The 21,437-nt window shown below is 40.3% G+C and carries 20 protein-coding genes; 18 read left to right on the top strand and 2 right to left on the bottom strand.

All coding sequences use genetic code 11. The annotated features are described in order from the left end of the window. The 18 genes from GM418_RS20025 (at position 1) to GM418_RS20110 (ending at position 15,237) form a co-directional block, all read left to right on the top strand. Complete coding sequence (locus tag GM418_RS20025; RefSeq protein WP_158869011.1) at positions 1 to 1,032, top strand: aldo/keto reductase; 1,032 nt, start codon at positions 1 to 3, stop codon at positions 1,030 to 1,032. Positions 1,033 to 1,104: 72 nt separating this feature from the next. Then, on the top strand, positions 1,105 to 2,067 hold the full coding sequence (locus GM418_RS20030; protein ID WP_158869012.1) for a 2-hydroxyacid dehydrogenase: 963 nt from the start codon (positions 1,105 to 1,107) through the stop codon (positions 2,065 to 2,067). Positions 2,068 to 2,192: 125 nt separating this feature from the next. Next, complete coding sequence (locus GM418_RS20035) at positions 2,193 to 2,642, top strand: PaaI family thioesterase (protein WP_158869013.1); 450 nt, start codon at positions 2,193 to 2,195, stop codon at positions 2,640 to 2,642. A gap of 24 nt (positions 2,643 to 2,666) precedes the next feature. Beyond that, entirely contained in the window at positions 2,667 to 3,224 is a 558-nt protein-coding gene (locus GM418_RS20040) for an NADPH-dependent FMN reductase (RefSeq protein ID WP_158869014.1), read from the top strand. 10 nt (positions 3,225 to 3,234) lie between these two features. Further along, complete coding sequence (locus GM418_RS20045; RefSeq protein ID WP_158869015.1) at positions 3,235 to 4,044, top strand: DODA-type extradiol aromatic ring-opening family dioxygenase; 810 nt, start codon at positions 3,235 to 3,237, stop codon at positions 4,042 to 4,044. Positions 4,045 to 4,076: 32 nt separating this feature from the next. Continuing rightward, positions 4,077 to 4,667 (top strand): DsbA family oxidoreductase, encoded by a 591-nt coding sequence (locus tag GM418_RS20050; protein ID WP_158869016.1) that lies wholly within the window; start codon positions 4,077 to 4,079, stop codon positions 4,665 to 4,667. Between the two features lie 30 nt (positions 4,668 to 4,697). Next, entirely contained in the window at positions 4,698 to 5,570 is an 873-nt protein-coding gene (locus tag GM418_RS20055) for an SDR family oxidoreductase (protein ID WP_158869017.1), read from the top strand. 22 nt (positions 5,571 to 5,592) lie between these two features. Next, on the top strand, positions 5,593 to 5,955 hold the full coding sequence (locus tag GM418_RS20060; RefSeq protein ID WP_246222750.1) for a DoxX family protein: 363 nt from the start codon (positions 5,593 to 5,595) through the stop codon (positions 5,953 to 5,955). Between the two features lie 2 nt (positions 5,956 to 5,957). Further along, positions 5,958 to 6,416, top strand: a complete 459-nt coding sequence (locus GM418_RS20065) for a MarR family winged helix-turn-helix transcriptional regulator (protein ID WP_158869018.1) — start codon at positions 5,958 to 5,960, stop codon at positions 6,414 to 6,416. A gap of 44 nt (positions 6,417 to 6,460) precedes the next feature. Continuing rightward, positions 6,461 to 7,183, top strand: a complete 723-nt coding sequence (locus tag GM418_RS20070; RefSeq protein ID WP_158869019.1) for a DUF6134 family protein — start codon at positions 6,461 to 6,463, stop codon at positions 7,181 to 7,183. After that, on the top strand, positions 7,176 to 7,976 hold the full coding sequence (locus GM418_RS20075) for a sulfite exporter TauE/SafE family protein (protein WP_158869020.1): 801 nt from the start codon (positions 7,176 to 7,178) through the stop codon (positions 7,974 to 7,976). The genes GM418_RS20070 and GM418_RS20075 overlap by 8 nt, the downstream gene beginning before the upstream one ends. Positions 7,977 to 7,980: 4 nt before the next feature. After that, positions 7,981 to 8,709, top strand: a complete 729-nt coding sequence (locus GM418_RS20080; RefSeq protein ID WP_158869021.1) for a phosphatidate cytidylyltransferase — start codon at positions 7,981 to 7,983, stop codon at positions 8,707 to 8,709. 13 nt (positions 8,710 to 8,722) lie between these two features. After that, positions 8,723 to 9,397: a diacylglycerol/polyprenol kinase family protein gene (locus tag GM418_RS20085; protein ID WP_158869022.1), complete on the top strand. Its 675-nt coding sequence runs from the start codon at positions 8,723 to 8,725 to the stop codon at positions 9,395 to 9,397. Positions 9,398 to 9,438: 41 nt separating this feature from the next. Continuing rightward, the gene (locus GM418_RS20090) at positions 9,439 to 10,545 is read left to right on the top strand and encodes an SDR family oxidoreductase (protein WP_158869023.1); all 1,107 of its coding nucleotides are present in this window, start codon (positions 9,439 to 9,441) and stop codon (positions 10,543 to 10,545) included. 54 nt (positions 10,546 to 10,599) lie between these two features. Beyond that, entirely contained in the window at positions 10,600 to 11,199 is a 600-nt protein-coding gene (locus tag GM418_RS20095) for a CDP-alcohol phosphatidyltransferase family protein (RefSeq protein WP_158869024.1), read from the top strand. Between the two features lie 2 nt (positions 11,200 to 11,201). Next, positions 11,202 to 13,652, top strand: a complete 2,451-nt coding sequence (locus GM418_RS20100; RefSeq protein ID WP_158869025.1) for a DUF5686 and carboxypeptidase-like regulatory domain-containing protein — start codon at positions 11,202 to 11,204, stop codon at positions 13,650 to 13,652. Positions 13,653 to 13,919: 267 nt separating this feature from the next. Beyond that, on the top strand, positions 13,920 to 14,750 hold the full coding sequence (locus tag GM418_RS20105; RefSeq protein ID WP_158869026.1) for an RteC domain-containing protein: 831 nt from the start codon (positions 13,920 to 13,922) through the stop codon (positions 14,748 to 14,750). A gap of 172 nt (positions 14,751 to 14,922) precedes the next feature. Beyond that, positions 14,923 to 15,237: a helix-turn-helix domain-containing protein gene (locus GM418_RS20110; protein ID WP_158869027.1), complete on the top strand. Its 315-nt coding sequence runs from the start codon at positions 14,923 to 14,925 to the stop codon at positions 15,235 to 15,237. Positions 15,238 to 15,344: 107 nt separating this feature from the next. On the opposite strand, the gene GM418_RS20115 is transcribed toward GM418_RS20110, so the two are convergent. Together GM418_RS20115 and GM418_RS20120 are read right to left on the bottom strand one after the other, a co-directional pair. Beyond that, a complete protein-coding gene (locus GM418_RS20115) occupies positions 15,345 to 20,987 on the bottom strand; it encodes an N-6 DNA methylase (protein WP_158869028.1) in 5,643 nt (1,880 codons plus the stop codon). Beyond that, positions 20,974 to 21,420, bottom strand: a complete 447-nt coding sequence (locus GM418_RS20120; RefSeq protein ID WP_158869029.1) for a DUF1896 domain-containing protein — start codon at positions 21,418 to 21,420, stop codon at positions 20,974 to 20,976. The genes GM418_RS20115 and GM418_RS20120 overlap by 14 nt, the downstream gene beginning before the upstream one ends. Between the last annotated feature and the right edge of the window lie 17 nt (positions 21,421 to 21,437).

The raw sequence follows: 21,437 nt of genomic DNA on the forward strand, positions 1-21,437 counted from the left end.
ATGAAGTACAGACAATTAGGAAAATCAGGATTAATGGTATCCGAACTTTGCTTAGGAGCCATGAGTTTTGGCGGTGATGGCTACTGGAAAGTAGTAGGTGCGTTGGATTATCCAAGCAGTAAAAAATTAGTGGATATGGCTCTTGATGCCGGCGTTAACTTTTTTGACACGGCAGATGTTTATTCACACGGTCAATCCGAAGAAATCCTTGGGAAAGCCATTAAAGAGAAACGCAATGAAATTGTGCTTGCCACCAAAGTAAGGGGTCGGATGAGCAAGGATATCAACGATGTTGGCTTGTCGCGCAAACACATCATCGATAGCTGTAACCAGAGCTTAAGACGATTGGGTACCGACTACATCGACCTTTATGTGATGCACAGTTTTGATCCGATTACCCCGCTTGAAGAAACTTTGGGAGCTTTATCGGATTTGGTTCATCAGGGAAAAGTGAGGTACATCGGCGCGAGTAATTTCACGGCATGGCAGTTGATGAAAGCATTGGCCGTATCGAAAGAAAATCATTTTGAAAAATTTGTTTCGCTGCAAGCTATTTATTCGCTTATTTCGAGAGATGTAGAATATGAATTGGTTCCTTTGCTCCGGGATCAGGGTCTGGGATTAACGCCATGGTCGCCGCTGGGAGGTGGTTTCTTGTCAGGAAAATACCGGAAAGACAAACCCATGCCCGAAGATTCCAGAAGGACCAATGAACAACAAAACTTTATCCCGATAGATTTGGATAAAGGCTATGCTATTGTTGATGCCCTGGAAGAAATTGCCAACAACCACAAAGCCAGCATTTCGCAGGCCGCATTAAATTATCTGCTCCGAAAACCAGCGGTTTCGTCTGTTTTAATTGGCGCCACCAAACCGCATCAATTGGAAGACAACCTGAAAGCTACAAACTGGGAAATGAGCCCAGAGGAAGTAAGCCGATTGGATGAACTGAGCAAATTAAACCCAATTTATCCGCATTGGATGCTCCAATTTACCTATATGGACAGAACAAGTGTTGAAAATTTCTTTTAATAAATTAAAGCAAATCATTGATTAACTGCTCAGTATATGTTGCCGGAGCGCTTAATAGCAAAATTTGAACAGATGAAGATATTGGTAACTTTTAGAACAATGAACGGGCAAAGGACCTTGCTGGAAATTTGCTTTGACAAAGATGCAGAAATTATCTTTATGGAAGATTATCCCGCTGACATGCGGGGTAACCTTCTATCTGATACAGATATTATATTATCGTGGAATCCGGAACAAGAAGGACTTTTTAGCGCCGGAATAACGTCTGAAAGGGTGAAGTTTATTCAACTGCTATCTGCCGGTTACGATCATATTAATTTAGAATCGTTCCCCAAAGAAATAAAAATCGCCGCCAACCAGGGAGCTTATGCTTCCCCCATGGCAGAACATGCTGCTGCCATGATGCTTGCCTTATCCAAAAGGTTATTTGTTTATCACAATCAGTTGGCCGAAGAAAAATTTAATCAACTAAAGAGTTTTACAAAATCGGTGAATAATGCGGTACTTGGGATTATTGGTTTTGGCTCAATTGGAAAAGCTACCTCTCGATTGATGAATCCTTTCGGCGTAAGGATTCTTGCATTAAATAAAACAGGCAAGACCGATGAAGAGGTTGAGTTTATCGGAACTTTGAAAGACCTGGACTATGTGCTTAAAAATTGTGATATTCTTTTAATTGCCTGCCCGCTTAATGATGAAACAAACGGATTGATAAACAAACATAAACTGGAAATAATGAAAGATGATGCAGTATTGATAAATGTTGCAAGAGGACAGATATTAGATGAGCAGGACCTTTATGAACACCTTAAAAGTCATCCAAACTTTTATGCCGGCATTGATGCCTGGTGGGTAGAACCGTTTAAATATGGCAAGTTCGTGATCAACTACCCTTTTTTCGAATTGCCAAATTTACTTGGTTCGCCGCATAATTCGGCCATGGTTGATGATGCAATCCTAAAAGGAACTGAAAAGGCAGCCAAAAATGTGATAAGGTTTATTAATAATGAAAAAATAGTGGGATTGATTAATTAATCCCATAGAGTGTAATTTTAAAAGGAAATAAAATGAAACGAATATGAGGAAATCTTTTTTACACAGAGGAATAATTATTTGGGAGCCCATCTGGATCTGTCAATTAAAAAACAAATTATAAACACATGAAGATCCCGGATGAATTTCAACATTTGACACCTTATAACATGAATTCCTATACCGATTCGTTTGTTTCTGGTAAGCAACAGAAATACATCGAGTTACAATACTATCGTGATGAGAATTCGTTAAAATTTTACGCCAGAGTTTTATTTCATGTTGAAACACAAGGAGCTCCGGGAATTGTTCATGGTGGCGCCATTGCATCTGTATTGGATGAAACAATGGGAGCGGTATCTTTTTTGAACAAAATGCCTGCTGTTACTGCCAGCTTAACTGTAAATTATCACAGACCTTTACCTGTCGAAAAAACTGTATATATTATTACTCAAGTCGAAAAAACGGAAGGTAGGAAAATTTACATAATTGGGAAAATGGTTGATAAAAACCAGAGGCTTTTTGCCGACTCAAAGGGAATTTTTGTGAAAGTACCGAATGAAAGAATCGGTTTATAAACTAACAATTTAAAATAGCAAGTTATGATCAAAATTGGAATTATCACAGGTAGTACCCGTCCGGGACGCAACGCTGAACAAGTTGCTAAATGGGTATATGATTTTGCATCAAAAAGAAATGATGCAGAATATGAATTAGTTGACCTTAAAGACTACAATTTACCTTTGCTTGATGAAGCTTATCCGGCTTCCTTTGGCCAATATTCGAATGAACATACAAAAGCCTGGGCAGAAAAAATTAAATCGCTCGATGCTTTTATATTTGTCAACGGAGAATATAACCACTCGATACCCGGCGCCTTAAAAAATGCATTGGACTATTTGTATGCTGAATGGAACAATAAAGCGGCCGGTTTTGTAAGTTATGGTTCTGCAGGTGGTGCAAGAGCAGTGGAGCACCTTCGGCTGGTTTTGAGTGAATTACAAGTAGCTCATGTTCGCAATCAAGTATTGCTGTCGTTGTTTACCGATTTCGAAAACTTTAGTGTTTTTAAACCTGTACCAATACATTCTGACAACTTAAAAACAATGTTAGACCAATTGAATAGCTGGGGAAATGCTTTAAAAACACTAAGAAAATAATTACAGATTTATGAAAAATATGCCTGTATATTTCATCCCTCACGGTGGTGGCCCATGGCATGTGATGGACGATGCTATGGGTGACCCGGTGGGATATAGAGGTTTAAGAACGTATCTTACGGAATTAGGGCAGAAGTATCGTCCGAAAATTAAAGCCATACTTGTTGTTTCAGCGCACTGGGAAGAAAATGTGCCCACCATACATTTTGGACAAAATCCTCCGATGTATTATGATTATTACGGCTTCCCGGAGTTTACCTATCATTTGGAATGGAATGTACCGGGGCATCCGCAATTGGCAGAAAAAGTGGAAACTCTTTTGAATAATGCCGGATTTAAAACAAAGCGGGAATACAAACGTGGTTTTGACCATGGAACCTTTGTGCCATTAATGATTGCCTTCCCGGAAGCCAAAATTCCTATTGTACAACTATCTTTGGTTCATTCGCTTGACCCGGCAACACATTTGGCAATGGGTAAAGCTCTCGAACCATTACGCGAACAGGATGTACTGATTATTGGTTCGGGAATGAGCTATCATAATATGCGTGGTTTTATGTCGGGAAGTTCATCCGCAGCCAATGATTCAAAACTATTTGATGATTGGCTGACAGCTACAGTAGAAAAAAGCGACCCGGATAAACGCAATGAATCGCTGGTTAACTGGGAAAAAGCGCCCGGGGCAAAGAGTAGCCATCCGCGCAGCGAACATCTGATTCCGCTGTTCGTGGCAGCCGGTGCAGCCGGAAACGATGCAGGAACAAGAGATTATGCGGGAACAATAATGGAAGTTAATGTTTCGGGCTATAAATTCGGATAACCCAATGGTATTAATATTAAAAAACAAAAATCATGAAATCAATAGTAACAATCTATTCCGACAATATTTGTCCGTTTTGCACTATCGGAGCCAAACGTTTAAGAATATTGCAAAACGAATTGGATTTTGATGTGCATTGGCGCCCTTTTGAAATACACCCCGATACGCCAAAAGAAGGTAAGTTGACAGCTGAATATTTTAAGAACCACGATGCGGGGCAAATGAAGCAATACATTGAAAACTTCGGGAAAGATGTTGGAATGAAATTAAATGGCAAATTGCTGGCAAACTCAAAGCTAAGCCTTGCAGCCAACAACTTTGCCAGAGAGAAAGGCAAATTCCCTGAATTTCATGAAGCCGTGTTCAAAGCAAATTTTGAGGACGGCAAAAATATTGGCGAAATCACTGTTTTATTGGATCTTGCTGAAGGAGTAGGAATAGATACTCAGGAGTTGAAAACATACCTTGAAGACGAAGCCAACCTGAAGAAGGTGGACGAAAGTTCAAAAGAAGCACAAATGCTGGGAATTACTGGTGTACCAACTTTTATCTTAAACAATAAAGTACTGGTTGGGGCCCAGCCCATTGAAGTAATTCGGGAATTCATTCAGAATAATAGTTGACAATTTAGAAACACTTTAAAATTTACATAGATGGAAATTTTAATAACAGGTTCAACCGGACACTTAGGAGGTGCAACCATTGATTTTTTAATCAAAAAAATTCCAGCAAATAGTATCGCGGCTTTGGCCCGCAACAGCGAAAAGGCAAAAACCTTAGCAGAAAAAGGGGTTGATGTACGAATTGGCAATTACGATGACTACCAATCCCTGGTAAAAGCTTTTCAGGGAATTGATAAACTTTTACTTATTTCAGCCAGTGAGCTAATCAACCGTTCAGCGCAGCATATCAACGCCATTAATGCCGCTAAAGAAGCCGGTGTGAAGCACATTGTTTATACCAGTTTTATCCGCCAGAAAGACGATCCAAATTCCGCATTGTGGTTTATTGCCAAAGACCATGTGGAAACAGAAAAACATTTAGTACAGACAGGGATTCCATATACGTTGTTTAAAAATGGCTTTTACATGGATATGGTTACTGATTTTATCGGAACCAACGTGTTGGAAACCCAAACTATTTTTCTACCAGCAGGCAAAGGAAAAGTAAACTTTGCCCTGCGAAATGAAATAGCAGAAGCCCTTGCCAATGTGCTTACAACCGAAGAGCACGGAAATAAATCGTACAATATTGGCGGTGAAACAACCGTTTCGTTTCGCGAAATAGCCGATTGTCTTACTGAAATTTCAGGAAAGAAAATTAGCTATATCTCGCCCGATGTGGAAACTTATAAGCAGGAATTATCAAAACATAATATGCCTGAGCAGGCAGTTAATATGGTTGCCGCTTTTGCAGTTGCCTTTAGCGAAAATGCAATGGATGTTCCAAGTAAAGATCTTAATAATTTATTAGGACGAAATGCAACCGATGTTAAAACCTTCCTATCAGAAACTTTCAAAAAATAGTTATAACCCATTAAATTTAAAAATGATGAGTACTAAAGAAATTTCAAAAACAAGAAAAATAGCCGCATGGGTAATTGCAGGCTCATTAACAGCACTCTATTTATTTAGTGCAAGTGGAAAATTATTCCTTCATCCCGAACAAATGGAACAAATGCATTTAGCCGATTGGCGAATTATTATTGCCCTTGGTGAAATTGTATCTGCCTTGTTGTTCTTGTTTCCAAAAACAAATAAAGTTGGAACTTTGCTATTGAGTTCTTACATGGGAGGCGCTATTATTATTCACATGACAGGTGGTATTGGTATTGTAATGCCCGTGGTTGTTCTAATGTTTGTATGGGTAGGGTTCTATTTAAGAAATCCCAAATTTTTTAAACTAAAATAAAAATGTCTATCGAAGAAGAAATTAATGGAAGGTTTCGGAATGAATACCACAAGGGACTTATCAATTTGATCTATACTGTCAAATTGTTAAGTTATGAGTTTCATAAATCCCTTAAAGCACGCGGCCTTGCCGAACAGCAGTATAACGTTTTAAGAATACTTCGTGGTTTTCGTTCCCAGGCACCTCTTTCTATTGGTTTTATAAAACAGCGAATGCTTGACAAAGATTCGGATGTAAGCCGAATTGTTGACAGACTTTTTGAAAAAGGATTGATTAGCCGGAAGGAAAATCCGGACGACAGGCGGCAAAAATCTGTCGAAATTACAACAAATGGCATGGAATTATTGGATAAGATGCTCAGTTGTGAACAGAAAGCAGATACTTTATTGAAAAATTTATCTATAGACGAAGTTCAACAATTGAACTACTTGCTAGATAAAATAAGAGAGAAGAAAGAATAATGCACATGCAAAAAAAAGTAAAATAATGATTATCGAATACATGCATGAAGACTAAATTCTTTATAAAAAGGAAAAGCCAATTAACCAATATCGGATTACTTCGATATTGTCTTGTTGTGACGTCTAAATTCAATAAACAAGGTTACAAGACGATAAGTCACTTTTTGTGCCTGGTACTTGGCATTCTTCTTTTTACCCCTGTTTCGGCTGAACCCAATGAATTAACCACAAAGTACAGCATGCACCTATTAGGTGCAAATATTGGTGAGTTTTCTGTCAGGCAAACAGGCGAGAGTGGAAATGTAAGTGTTGAAGCGATAACGGATGTGAATGTAAATCTACTTATTTCCTATCGTGTAAAGTATATTCAGCATACCGTTTATAATCAAGGTGTTTTGCAAAGTTCCCTCGTTGAAACATATAAAAACGGGAAGCTAAATTCGACTACCTTCCTCAAACTTCAAAATAACTCTTACCAGCTTGTTGCTGATGGCGATACCACAATCATTAACGATTACATAACATACAGCGGGAGCCTGATTTATTTCAACGAACCAACAGAAATAAAAAAAATATACAAGGAGAGAAGTGCTGAAATGCAGCAAATAAACCCTGTAAGTGAGCATATCTATGTTATAAAAGATGAAAACGAAAAGGAGCTTAACAGGTATTTCTACGAAGGTGGAATATTACAGTACGCCCAAATGAAACATGCGATAGGTACCATAGAACTAAAAAGAATCACAACAAACGAACTTAATGATTGAATTTTCGGAGATACAAAACATCTATTTCATATTACCGATACTGGGATTTATTATCGGTTTGTTCGGAACTATGGTTGGTGGTGGTGGTGGTTTTTTCTTTCTGCCAATTCTTACCCTACTGTTAAAAGTTCCGGCCCAAACAGCGGTTATTACTTCGCTGGCAGCTACTTTGCCCATTTGTATTGTTGGTTCATTGGGGCATTATAGTAAAAATAATATTGATTTTAAGGTAGCTGTACTTTTTATGGTAACCGGAATTATTGGGGCTTTTATTGGCGCAGAAATAACCAACAGGATTAGCGACCTGGCACTAAAAACGGCTTTTGGAGTTTATTCAATTTTGATTGCGCTTAACATGGTTTTTAGTGCCGGAAGAAAGAATGTTGAAAGAGAAGGAGAAAAGACAAGAATATCACCAAGAAGTTTAAAAACATTTAAAGGTTCGTTTTTTGGAATGGCAGCAGGTTTAATAACCGGAACATTTGGGACCAGTGGCACAGCGCCGGTTCTTGCAGGATTGTTTTCAATGAAAATACCATTCAGGATGGTTATTGGCACATCGCTTCTTGTGGTACTAGTGAATACATTTTTTGCTGTAGGCGCTCATTTTATTGTGGGGAAAATAGATCTTACACTAGTTATTTTTCTTACAGCAGGCTCAACAATAGGTGCAATACTTGGTCCGCGCCTGCTTGTCAAAATTCAAATCGACAAATCGGAAAACAAAGCAAAATATGCCTATGCGATTATAATGGTCGCCATCGGTATATTAATGATTTTAGGAAGAAATTAGTTTTATGGAACGTTTGATTTACAGTATTATACTGGCCTATTTTATTTTGGGTGGAATTGGTTTTTACCTGATTAACAGGAATAAAGCTCCCGAAATTGCACGTAAGAGTTACACGAAATTTGGTGTTTACTTTATTATCATCAACGTCCTGTTTTTTAGTATTGTTATCGATGGTCTGGCATTCAGGTATCTTTCTGTACTGATTATCGTGACAGGTCTCTGCGAACTGGCAAAACTTTTCAGGACAGGAGGCTTTAAACAAAGCACGGTTTTTGGTTCCTCCCTGCTGGTGTATGCAATATTAGCAATAGGTTTTTACCTTTTTAGTGGCTTTGAAAAGGAATTAGTCCTGTTTTCATTTCTGATAGTCTCCATATTCGACAGTTTTAGCCAGATAAGCGGACAACTTTTCGGAAAAACCAAAATAATGCCGAATATTAGCCCAAATAAAACATTGGGTGGCTTAATTGGAGGAACTTTAATTTCATTGATAAGTGCGTTATTATTAAAAAGTCTTTTTAGAGGAACAATTCCTCAATTATTCCTATTTACCATAGGAACAGTGGTTTTTGCATTCGCCGGCGATGTTTTGGCATCGCTTTATAAAAGAAAATTCAAGGTAAAAGATTACAGCAATCTGATTCCCGGGCACGGCGGCTTTCTCGACAGGTTCGACAGTCTTATTGCAGGAGGTGCCTGGGCAGCATTTGCTGTTCATATTTTAGAAATTTAACAGAGATATTGTTATGGGGAATATTATTGTATTGTCATTTGTTTATTTGATTGGGATTGGTTTGTTGTTGATTTTTAATGAGCTGGTTTATCGCAGACTTAACCCGACAGGAGAAATAACGCGCAAGTTTGCTCACTTCTCTTCTGTTCTGGCTACGGTGCCATTTCCATATATTTTCCCTTCACACTGGTATATTCTGGTGCTGGCATTTTTGTTTGCTTTGGTATTGTTTATTACACGGAAGGGGAAATTGCTAAAGTCGATTCACGGCATTGAAAGAAAATCGATGGGTAGCTATTTATTACCCATAGCAATTTATCTTACATTTCTTTTTTCCGATTTACTGGATAATAAATTCCTCTACATACTTCCCATGCTTATTCTGGCTGTAAGCGACCCGATGGCAGCCATTCTCGGAATCAATATAAAAGCTTACAATGGAAGAATTAAAGTATTTGGGAAAAAATTAAATAAAACATGGCTGGGGTCGGGGGCATTTCTGGTTTCAAGTTTTGTAATCAGCATTATAGCGCTTTATTTTCATCGCGGGGTATTCGATTTTGAAACATTCTGGCTGGCAATGCTGGTTGCTTTGGTAACCATGTTTGCTGAAATGATAAGCTGGCGCGGATCCGATAATCTCAGTATTCCCTTAAGTGCGCTACTTGTTTTGCTCTTGTTCCTTTAATACAAATAGGAAGAAAAAAATAGAAAATATAAAATTGAAATATGAGAACAGTAATTATTAACGGGGCAAACGGATATGTTGCTTCAAACTTCATCAACAATTTATTAAAACAGCATTACGCGGTTATTGCTCTGGTTCGTGCAAATAAACAAGATCCGGAAGAAAGAATGAACGAAGTACTCGCGCATATTAATGATGGAAAGGAAATAAATGCTTCCAATCTTGAGGTTTACAACTATTCCTTAAACGACAAGAATTTTTCGATGGATGAAAATGTTCTAAAAAGCATTTTTAGTGGTAATGTCGATTATTTTCATTTTGCCGCCAGTTTAAAATACGATGAAAAATCAATTGACGAAATATTTTCTGCAAACATTGAAGGAGTTGAAAATTCAATTAAGGTTTTTTCGAAATATGCCATGAAAGACTCCCGCTTTTTTTACATCGGAACGGCCTATTCGTGTGGCAGGTTCAGCGGCCTGTTCGAGGAAAAATTTTATGGCAATAAAGATTTTTCTGAATTCAGAAATTACTATGAGCAATCGAAACGATTTGCGGAGAATATTGTCAGGGAAAATATTCGAAACAACGGACTGAATGGGCACATAATCAGGTTGTCACAGGTGGTAGGAAACAAGAAAACCGGCGTGACCAAAACCGATTACGGGATTTTCGATTTTGCCAAAAGGATTTACAACCTGGCCAACCGGTATCCCAATGAAATAGTGCGGGTACATGTTGATCCGGATGCTACACAAAATTTAATTCCGATCGATACTGTTACAGGGCATTTAACCAGAGTAGTGGAAGAGAAAGAGATTCCTGAGATAATGAATTTTGTGTCAAAAAACCCGGTTCAGAATAGTTTTATTATCGATACCCTGAACCAGTTGGTGCCAATTCAAATTATCCCGGTAAAAACTCTGGAACGAAAAGATATGAACCCCATTGAAAGAATGATTTCTGCAGGAATGTCGTTTACTGAAAGTTACGCTTCAATCGACGTGTTATTTGATACGCGGCAAAAAGACAGGTTTCTGAAAAATACGGAAACAGGTCCCGATTATAAATCTATTGCTAAAATGATGGAGTATTTTATCGAAACCCTTTCGGAAAAGAAAAAGAAACGGGAACACGAAGTTACCTGATAATGCAGGTTTGAAACTACATTATAAATAATCATGTAATTAAACATAAAAACAATGAAACAGATAATAGTAAAAGGCGAAAATATCGTTAACGTTCCCAATTTTATTAGTTTATACCGTCTTCTTGTATTTCCGGTTATTCTTTATATGGCACTTACCGGACATGAGAACTGGTTTGTAATTCTTTTGTGCATAAGTTTGGTCAGCGATGCTATTGATGGAAGTATTGCACGCTACTTTAAACTTCAAACTAATTTTGGGGCTGCACTCGATAACCTGGCGGATATTTGTACTTACGCTATGGCTATTCTGGGTTTATTCATTTTTAAATGGACTGAAATTGAACAGCATTCCTGGGTTTTATTCTTGTTTCTCGGAATATTTGTTCTTAGTTATATTGTCTCTTTTGCCCGGTTTGGAAAAATTCCTGGCCTACACCTTTATTCTGCAGTTTCTGCCGGGTATGCCCAAAGTATATTCTTTTTTGTGTTGTTTGTTTTTGGCTTTTATCCCTGGATGTACTATCTGGTTGTTTCCTGGGGAATAATTGCTTACACCGAAAAAATAATTATCCTGTTTAAACTCGACGACATTAAAATCGGGGTAAAAGGATTATACTGGTTAATAAAAAAGGAGAAGGAGCAAGCACACTAACGATGTTATATAAAATTAGTTTGGTCATTATCATGGTCATCACAAATCTTGGCGTTTTCGCACTGGAAATTACAGGATATGTAAAAGACAGGAAAAGCCAGGAACCAATACCTTTCTCGAATATTTGGGTTAAAGGCTCAACGAAGGGGACAATGTCTGACACAAATGGTCAGTTTATAATAAAGCTATCGCAGAATGATACGCTTTGCTTGTCTTCAGTCGGTTATCAAAAGTGGGAAATTCCTGCAAAAAAAATAACAGAGAGTCCGCTTATCGTTTTTATGGACGAAGAAGTACAGGAACTGGGTGAAGTGACTGTAAAACCCGAGGTTTCGCGTGCCAAAGTTTTGTTGAAACAAATTCAGGAAAGAAAAAAGGAAAACCGTGAAAACATACAAAAAGTTAGCGACTATAAAATGTTTGAGCGGACAACTGTTTATGTGGCAATCGATTCTGCTTCACGGGCAAACAGGATTATTAATAATTTAAATGAAGTTACAATGAAGCTGGATGGGCAGAGCCTTCGTTTCTCGCCTATTTATCTGGCTGAACTGGGAAAGAAAAATTCATTTGGAAAAGACAGCATAGTTTACAACCGGAAAGACGGAATCTTCCCCAAACTGAACCAGACTATTGAAAGCCTGATTCTTTTGAACGTAGTTATTGATATGGATTTCTATAAAGACCAGATTAATATCCTTGGCAGGGGAATAACATCGCCGTTAAGTAATTCTGCACAACTGCATTATGATTTTTATTTAAATGACAGTACATATATTGACGATACAAAATATTTCAGTTTTTCATTTACGCCAAAAAACAAATACAACCCCCTCTTTACCGGGCGTTTTACTGTTGAAGACAGCACATTTGCACTGACCAGTATTTTTGCTTACGTACAGGAAAAAGCCAATATAAATTTTGTTAACGGGTTCAAATCAAATGTAAATTATTCCAAAACTTACGATGATAAATGGTTTTATGACAATCAGGAAATTAGTTTAAACCTGGCGCTTTCACTAAACAAGGATACTGTTTCGAAATATGGTTCGCAGCGAATCGACGAAATTTCGAGTGGTAATTGGTTGGTAACAAAAACAACACAATATTCCACATCAAAGCGATTAAATGAAATCAGGCCTGGTAACTGGAAAAACCAGCCCGAGTTTGCATCTTCCAACCATTTGGATGAAGGTACCTACATGCGGGTGGAGAAGTTAAAGGAGAACCCGGTAGTACAGGGAATTGATGCCATTGGAGGAATGGTTTTAACCAGTTACATTGATGCAGGGAAAATAGAAATTGGGCCGGTGTTCGATATTTACAGCACCAATGCCATCGAGGGGCAGAGGTTTTCCATTCCGCTCCGAACCGGAGAAAAAATGTTCGAACGTTTTACCGTTGGAGGATTTTTAGGTTACGGAACAAAAAGTAAAGAGTTGAAATACGGGCTGAACTTTGCCTGGCAGCTTTTGCCAACCGACAAATTTATTATACGGGGAAACTATTCTGATGATTATAACCTTGTATCGCAGGATAAATACCTCCGGTTTATTAAAAAAAATCCCAATACAAGGGGAAACGGAAACTTTATTGCAGCCATTACAAGCAAGGTGGAAAATCCCTATCTGAAGGAAGAAAAAAAATTTAATATGATATTTGAATACAATGCCCGTGAAGACATTAGTTTTGAAGTTTCACCTTATTTTCTGCATAGTATAGAAACTCCGGATGTGCATTTTACGCGCAATAATGTGAATTATCACACATATAATAATTACGGGATTTTATTTAATACAAGGCTGGCATTCGGCCAGTATTACGACCAATATTACTTTGCTCGTGTTTATTATATTGATGAAACCCCGATAGTAAATCTGAGTATGGATATTGGCCAGACAAAATTACCAGGCAGTAATTCAGATAATTTTGGATTGTATGCCCAATTTCATGGCTCAGTCTCAGGGAAAGTAAACATGGGACTTACTTTTATGCGCTACATGGTAAACAGCGGCTACCTTTTTGGCGATGCGCCTTATGATTTACTGGATATGCCGGTAGGTTCCATGTCGTACGGATATGCAAAATACAGCTACAACCTGTTGCACCATGCGTCATTTGCACATAATCTATATACCAATGTTCATCTCGATTTCAATGGTGGAGGTATCATTCTAAACCGTATTCCTTTTATACGAAAACTGAAATTACGTGAAATGGTATCGTTAAAAACACATTACGGGAAACTTACCGGAAGTTATAAACCGGTTTTCGATTTACCAGGATATTATACCACAGAAATGAGTAAACCCTATGCAGAAATTGGATTCGGACTGACCAATATTCTCAAAGTACTGCGTGTGGAATATGTTCGCCAGTTGGGGGGCACTTATCTCAACAGCGGCTTTACGGATAAAAACGGAATATTTTTCAGGGCTGAAATGAGTTTTTAAATTCGATGTGAGAATAATATGATAAAAAGATTTAAAAATTGGAGTTGTTTGGGAAACATATTAGGAGTTAGGAACTCATATGTCAGGACTGTTATACACGAAATGGTGTCAAAAACAAAAGATGGAACATTTGAAAATATGGAGAATTTAAACACATGGTAAAATATTATCGGAAACCAGAAAGACAAATACCAGAGAATAAATAACCTTATGAGTTGTTACCAAAAATAATCTTGCTAGATAATCGATTTAACTAATAATTAAAACATGGTTGAATATGTTACCAAACTACGCAAAGAAACTGATGAATTAGTTGACCGTATCGAATCATCAGATTTCAATGTCCTGAAAAAATCATTGGAAGCTTCTCGTGTGCTCGCAGGGGCATTTGATCAGTTGAAGGCTTTTATCCTTTCATACCAGTTTAAAAGTGAAACGGAAGAGATCACTTTTTTTAAAGAAATAAAGCCAAAGTTGTGTTATCGTCTGATTTATTACAGAAAGCTTTACAATATCGAGATGAACCGGCCTGCAGGAGTCGACAAACAAAAGGAGTATCTCTACGAAGAATTGAATGAGATAAACAAATATAATTTTAAACGGCTGGACTTTATCCGGTATTACCGTTCCGGCGCTGCGCACCTGGATTCTTTGTATTTCCTGCGTAGGAAGACAGACACAGAACAATATCTTGAAACCTTCTACTACGAACTCGACCCAAATTTCTCCACCAACTACGATTTCAAGGTGGCGAAGATATTGTCCAATGACATGCTTTTGGCGTATCTGACACATGAGATGGAACTGTTGGATAACAATGGGATAACTTCTCTCCCTTCAGGATTTCCTTTAATCAAACTAACCTGGAGAGGGACCAAAACTGAACTAATGGAACAACTCTACTGCTGGGACAGCGCCAGTACCTTTGGAAACGTGCCGCTCACGCAACTATCTGACTATATTCAAAATGTTTTTAACATCCAGCTCGACAAAAACCTGTCACGCGCATTCAGCTACATGAAAATTCGTAATGTCCCTACTCCTTTTTTAGACAAACTGAAAGATGCACTGCTCAGACGTATGGGCAGAAGGAAATGAATAATTAATACCGAGTATCTATTCATTTTTTCATGGCTGTTTCTCCCCAAAGCAGTCCTGTAAACCATTGAATAATAAGCTGTCGGGAATTATTTCAAAAAAAGTAGCACCGACTTCCTTATCAGCCATGTGGATGGCTCCTAACTTTGCAGTAATTCAATGAGTTACAGCAATGTTTATAGACAAGGAATATTTCGAGAGTTGGATGCAGCGTATCCTGTCAAAGCTTGATGAGGTTGCTGACAAGCTGGAGGGTTCCGGGGAGGAAGTCCCTTTATTTGATGGAGAAAAATTGTTGGACAACTACGATGTATGCAAAATGCTCAATGTCAGCAAACGAACATTGCAACGTTACCGTTCTTCAGGCGAACTCCCCTTTCAAATGATCTATCACAAGACTTTTTATAAGGAATCAGATGTCATGAAATTCATTGAAACCCATTTCAGCTGTTTCCACACACGGCGTAACCGAAAAGATAAAAAATGAGTTATTTGTTTTTGCTTTACCCGCTTCGTTGTTAAACGGTGCGGGTTGGGAAGTTAAAAGAAAAGTGCCGGTATAAGTTATAGAATACCGGCTCTTTTCGTTGTATACTATACTTTCAAACTTTTAGAAACAATGGGATTATCCGGTTTTGCAGAATGACCAATACCGGCAATAATAATTCTTCCGCCTGATGCTTCAGCAATTTCCTGTAAGCGTTCCGGTATTTTAGGTGACTTTTCCGGGTTATTCTTTTCGGGTGGAGGTAGCTTGCTTACAGTTTCATTAACCGGAGCAGATGTTTCCCCTTCCATTTCATCGGTTGATTTCAGCGACTGCTGAATTTTCCTTTCCAGCGTTGCCATTTCCGACTTTAATTCAGCCAATTCCGGTTCCTTTCGCCAGGTACTTTCCACCACTTCTTTGAGCACAGGAATATCATTTGACAGTTTTTCGTTATCCGCTTTATAACGTTCTAACAGTCGTGGCATATTTTCCACCAATGCATGCAGAAAGTTTTGAGAGGCCAGCTTTGGGTCAACGGCCATCTGTCCGTTGTTGTATTGATAAAATATTTCTCCGTCGCCAAGGACAGAGAAGCGGTTTTGTATGAAATCAAGTCCGTCTTTATTGGTGGTTTCACTTTTCACGTAAAGCGTGAAACCATACAGATTTCCAATCGGTTCATGTGCGTCATGTGTTTTGGCTGTACTGGCAATTTCATTCAGCTTTTTACCAATTATTTTGAAATCGCTGCCGGTAACGGCATCCAACTGTATCGGGTTACGGTATGAACCGTCTTCGTTGGTCTGAACGCGGGATTTGAAGTTCTCCATATCTTTGGAGATACGCTCAATAAGCCCTTTATTCCTTTCAACTGTTTGTGTAATATTCTCCAGCTTGTACCGGCTGGATGACTTTCCCCGGACAAATGCCTGGCGTTCGCTTTCCAGTGCGGCTATTTTCTTTTCCAGCCTTGCTTTTTCCAACAGTTCTGTATTGCCCGATAAAATGGCCACATATTCTGAAAAGTTCATACCGCTTTTTTCGTCCATTGCCCCTTCATCAATGGTACGGCAGCCCAGGTTGTTGTTTTTTAGCTGTCGGATAAATAGCTGTTTGTTATGCAGCAGGCCAAACTTATACGCATCCAACGATTTTTCAACAGCATAAAGAATAACATCCACTTCATTTCCGGCAACTTTTTTAGCTATCTCGTTGCCTTTTCGTATCGCCCTGCCATCCCTCTGTTCCAAATCCGACGGACGCCACGGGCAGTCCAGGTGATGAACAGCTACGGCACGTTTCTGGGCGTTTACACCTGTTCCGAGCATTTCGGTCGAGCCAAACATTACCCGGATTCTCCCGTTGTTCATATCGGCTATCATCATTTTCCGGGCTTTCTCTGTTTTTGCCTCCTGGATAAAACGTATTTCGTGTGCCGGGATGCCGTGGTCTTCCACCAGTTTGCGCTTAATTTCGCTGTAGGCATTCCACTGCCCCGGTTTATAGGTCCCCAAATCACTGAACACAAATTGCGTCCCCTTCTGTCCGTTGTACCTTCGGTAATACCCGCTAATCATCTGGGCACAGTGGCTCGCCTTGTTGTCGATGTGGTCATCAAAGCGGGAATCGACCATACGCATATCCAGCGACATTTTGCGGGCATAATCAGTTGCAATCAGCATCTTTGCCTTTTCTTCCCGGTCATTCAGGGGAGCGCGGAACAACAACGTTGCATCACCGGTTTTTGCAAACTGTACCAGGCGGTTGATAAAATCAACCTGGTCAGGTGTCGGCGGAATATTGTGCAGGATTTCATTTTTCTTAGGACGGTCGATTCCAATATCAGCAGCCGTCCTGTAGTCAGTAATCTCGGCGTAAAACTGGGCCAATTCCGGCACCTTAATAAAATACCGGAAACGCTCTTTCTGAACTATTTCATTGGTTACTGAAAACTCATAATCAATGCTTTTCTTTGCAAAAATAGCTGCCCATGCATCGAATGTTTTAATGTTTTGTCGTTCCAGTTCCTTTGGACGCAGGTACTTGAATAACAGGTACAATTCCGTTAAGGAATTGGAGATGGTGGTTCCTGAAAGGAAAGTTGCCCCCAAATCCCTGCCGGTGCGTTCCTGTATGGTGCGAAGCGCAAAAAGCATATTCAATGCCCGCTGACTGCCTTCGGGATTGCCCAGACCGGCTACCCGGTCGTGCCGGGTGTTAAAGGTCAGGTTCTTGAACTTGTGCGATTCATCCACATACAAATGGTCTATCCCCATTAGCCGGAAGTCAACAGCATCGTCCTTCCGGTTTTCAATGTTGAAAGTAATTTGTTTTAACCTGGCTTCCAGGTTCAGTTTACGTTTCACACAGCCTTTCAGCATGGCACGTGAAACTTCTTTACCCTGTCCTTTTAGGACTTCAAGGTTTTCCTCCACACTGTTGAGTTCTGCCTGTAAAATATCGCGCTGTACTTCCGGCGACTGGGGAATCATCCCAAACTGTTCATGTGTCAGGATTACAGCGTCCCAGTTGTTGTTTTTTATCTCATTGAAAATCCGTTGCCGGTTTTTGGGTGTAAAATCCTCCTTGCCCGGATACAGGACACGGGCATTGGGATAGGCTGTGCAGAAAGTTTTGGCAATCTCGTGGATATTGGCTTTCAACCCTGTAATCATCGGTTTGTTGACCAGCCCGAGACGTTTCTTTTCATAGGCACCGCAACACATGATGAGCGTTTTCCCGCCACCGACTTCGTGGTCGCAAATACCGCCACCGTTGATTTTGTCCATCCAGATAGCATCTTTCTGGCTTCGGTAAAGGTTGTCGATGCCCAGCCCTTTCAGGTCAAGTCCCGGAAAATTTTGGTGCGAACCGTCATAAGCCGGGCGGACAAAACAGTTAAAAGTGCGGTTATACAAACCGGCCAGCCGGTCTTTGAACTCCGGCGATTGTTCCCGGAGCCAATCTGAGAAACCGTTGCGCATTTCATCGATACGGGTATTGGCAAGCTGGATGGCTTCCCCGTCGCGGACCTTTACTTCTTCACCGTCCACTAGGATTGTTTTGGTGATGTCCGGCGAAGTATTTTGTAAACCATGCTTCATCAGTGCCAGCCCGTCGAAAGTGCGGCTTTGCGATTTTACGGCATACTGGTCGGTAATCTTTACATTCGAATAACCGGATTGAACACTGAACTCATCAGGGCTGGAGGCATAGTGAATGTTAACTTCGGTGTCAAAAAGGTGTGAAGCATATTTGTTATAAATGCCTGTCGGAATCCAGCGTTCACCAAAATTAAAATCAAGGTCGTCGAAGGCAATGGGTTTGGGTGTGGCTTCCCGTAGGGCGTGTAACGATTCTTCCGCCTCACGGTGTCCGGGATTATGTTCCAGGAAACGTTCTGCTTCTTCTGCTTTGGAAATGACATTGCCCGATATAAATTTATCTGCCACCTCGTATCCGCCGGTCATTGGATTGAAATATACCGTCCCTTTCAATTCTTCCTTTAGGTCATCTATCGTATTACCGGTAAGGGAGGCCATATAGCCCAGGTTTACCCCGGCATATTTATTAAGCGAAGCTGCCAGCGCTTCATGTGGTGTATCAACCGAGGTAAGTTCGTTTGGATTGAACGCCACCGGACGGTTGAAAATATCGGCTTTTACTGCTTTTCCGTCAATATAGCGTTCCAGCGATAAAATTTCCGTTCCCCATACATCCATCTTAATCAGGTCGAGGTTTTTCTTGTCGTTGAGTAACCCGAACCGAAAGGAAAAATTATCGTACAGGTGGTTCAGCATTTCACGAAGGGCGGGATTGGCTTCCAGCCGTTTAGCTTCGTTGCGGTACAGGTGGTGATAAGTATCGCGTATTTCAATATATAGAGATGCTTTCTGCTTTTGAGTGCTGTTTATATCCAGCGGGTGGAACATAGGCTGTAAGCCTTCAATATCCCTTAAATAACCGATACGGTTGGACTGGTCGGATACCAGTGAACCTTCTCTGTAGTGAGGTAATAACCCTGTTTTGAATGGCACAGGCTTCATTGCTTCCTCACGTTCGCGCTGTTCTAGTTCCCTCGTTAAGTTTTGCGGCTGTCCTACTTTTTCCGTACCGTTTAACGGATGTACATTCCTGTTTTTGAGGGATTCTTTTTCCAATTGCTTTCTTTTTTGGATTCCTTCGTAATGCAACCGTTCCCGCCATTCCATAAAAGGAATTTCCTGTTGCTCTTGTTTTTGGGGCATTTGCATTCTTCTCCGGTTGGGGCGTCCCTGCTGGCTGCGTTCTTCTTTGGAAAGTCCAAATAATTCGTACAAACTGATTAACGGTTCCTGCGTAATAGTCTGCCGGGGTTTCGCCTCCGTAGCAGGTTCTTTCTGAATGGCCGAATCATCCATATCGAAAAGCGTACCCTGCCCTGAATATATTCGTTGTTGCTTTTGCGGTTCGGGTTTATTTTCTATCGTAGGTTTTACCGCTCCGGTTTGATTATCGTTGGGGAACCAATTATCCTCGATAGCTTGCCAAAATGGATCGAGGTCATTTGAATCTAATTTAAGCGCCGGTTTGATTTCTACGGTGGCCGCTGCCTGTTGTTCCGGTGTGTCCTGTGCATGGGATTGATAACGCTGCAAGTCCAAATGCCGGGAGAAATCTTCTTTCAGCATTTGCCTCAGGTCTTTGGCCATTCCTTCTATGCCGCCTTTATGGGTGAACACCATTGCCGGTTTGCCGTATGGGTCGGTATCGACTTTGGCATCGGTATGGACCACCCTGTCAAAGGTTTTAAAGCAATTGTTGACCGTTATACCATTGGATAAGGTGCGTGATTCAATAAATGCCTGTTTTTCTGGCTTCGAAACAGACTGGTCTTGTTGTTCCCGTTTTTGCAGTACAATGAGGTCGCTGCCAACCTCGGTTCCTGCATGTTCGGTAAACAGGTTGTTTGGGAGTCGGATAACTGAAACTGGATCGCAAGGGGACATCAGGTATTCCCGTACCGGACGGTTTGCCGGGGCGTTCAATACTCCCTGCGAGGTAATGAAAGCCACCAGTCCTCCCGGACGTACCATATCCACCGATTTCAGGAAAAAGTAATTGTGGATAGAGCGTGAGGCTAGCTTTCTTGCCGGGTCGTTGCCGGAAAAGAAAGCCGGGTCGAACACTGCCACATCCCCGAAAGGGATATTGCTTGCCACTACATCGTAATAACCGGCATATTTTTTTTCAATATTTTCAAAACCCTCTACTCTTATTTTATCTTCCGAATGAAGGTGTTTGAGTATCATTCCGGTAATAGGGTCTTTCTCAAAACAGGTTACTTCTGCATCAGGGGAAAGCTGTTTAAAAGCTTGGGCAAATACTCCTGTTCCTGCGCTCGGGTCAAGCAAGCGGGATGGTTTGATTCCGCTATCACTGAGTGCTTCTGCCAGCGCATTTACTACTTCCGATGGAGTATAAAATGCTGTCAGTATGGAGTTTTTTAGACCCTCGAAATAGCGTTTGTATTCTTTCTCATCGCGGGTATTTTCGCTTAAAACCTTGTGCAGTTCATTTATCAGGGGATTGGCTGAACCGTTGGCCGGAAGAGGGTCGAGTATTTCTTTAATGGCACCAAACCCGGAATACCGAGCTAATATTTCCTTTTCCCCAACTGTTGACAGCCTGTTTTTCTGTTCAAGGGTAAATGCCGTTTTTATCGCATCTATATTTGCCCGCAGGTGTAACTTTTTATTGTAAGCCATCTTCGAGCAGTATTTCGACGGTCCCCGTCAGTTCAGTAAATAATTCATCGTATTTCGGCGAACTGGCAAAATCATCTGAACGGGTGTATTTGTCCAGTACTTCATTGCAAAGTGGTAAGATTTGAAAGGCAATCTCTTTTGCCTTGTCTTCGGGGATTTCATCTGAAAACTCGTTCCAAAGGATATGAACGAGGGTGTTGTAAGGGGAAAAGTGCAGGCCCCGGAAAAGTTCCGCTGATGCCAGTTCTTCCGCCTCAATATGTGTCTGCCCGTCTTTTATTGCATTGCTGTACATTTCTGCTGCGGCATTGGCGCGTTCCTCAATGAAAGCCGTGTCTCCGGCACGGTCTGGATGGTTTTCCCTGAGGTAAGAAAGAAGTGAAAGCCCGTAATAGGAAAATTCCTGTCCGGTTTTATTTTTTGCATTTTTCATGATAACGGATATTTAGT

It is taken from the genome of Maribellus comscasis (genome assembly GCF_009762775.1).
Lineage (GTDB): Bacteria > Bacteroidota > Bacteroidia > Bacteroidales > Prolixibacteraceae > Draconibacterium > Draconibacterium comscasis.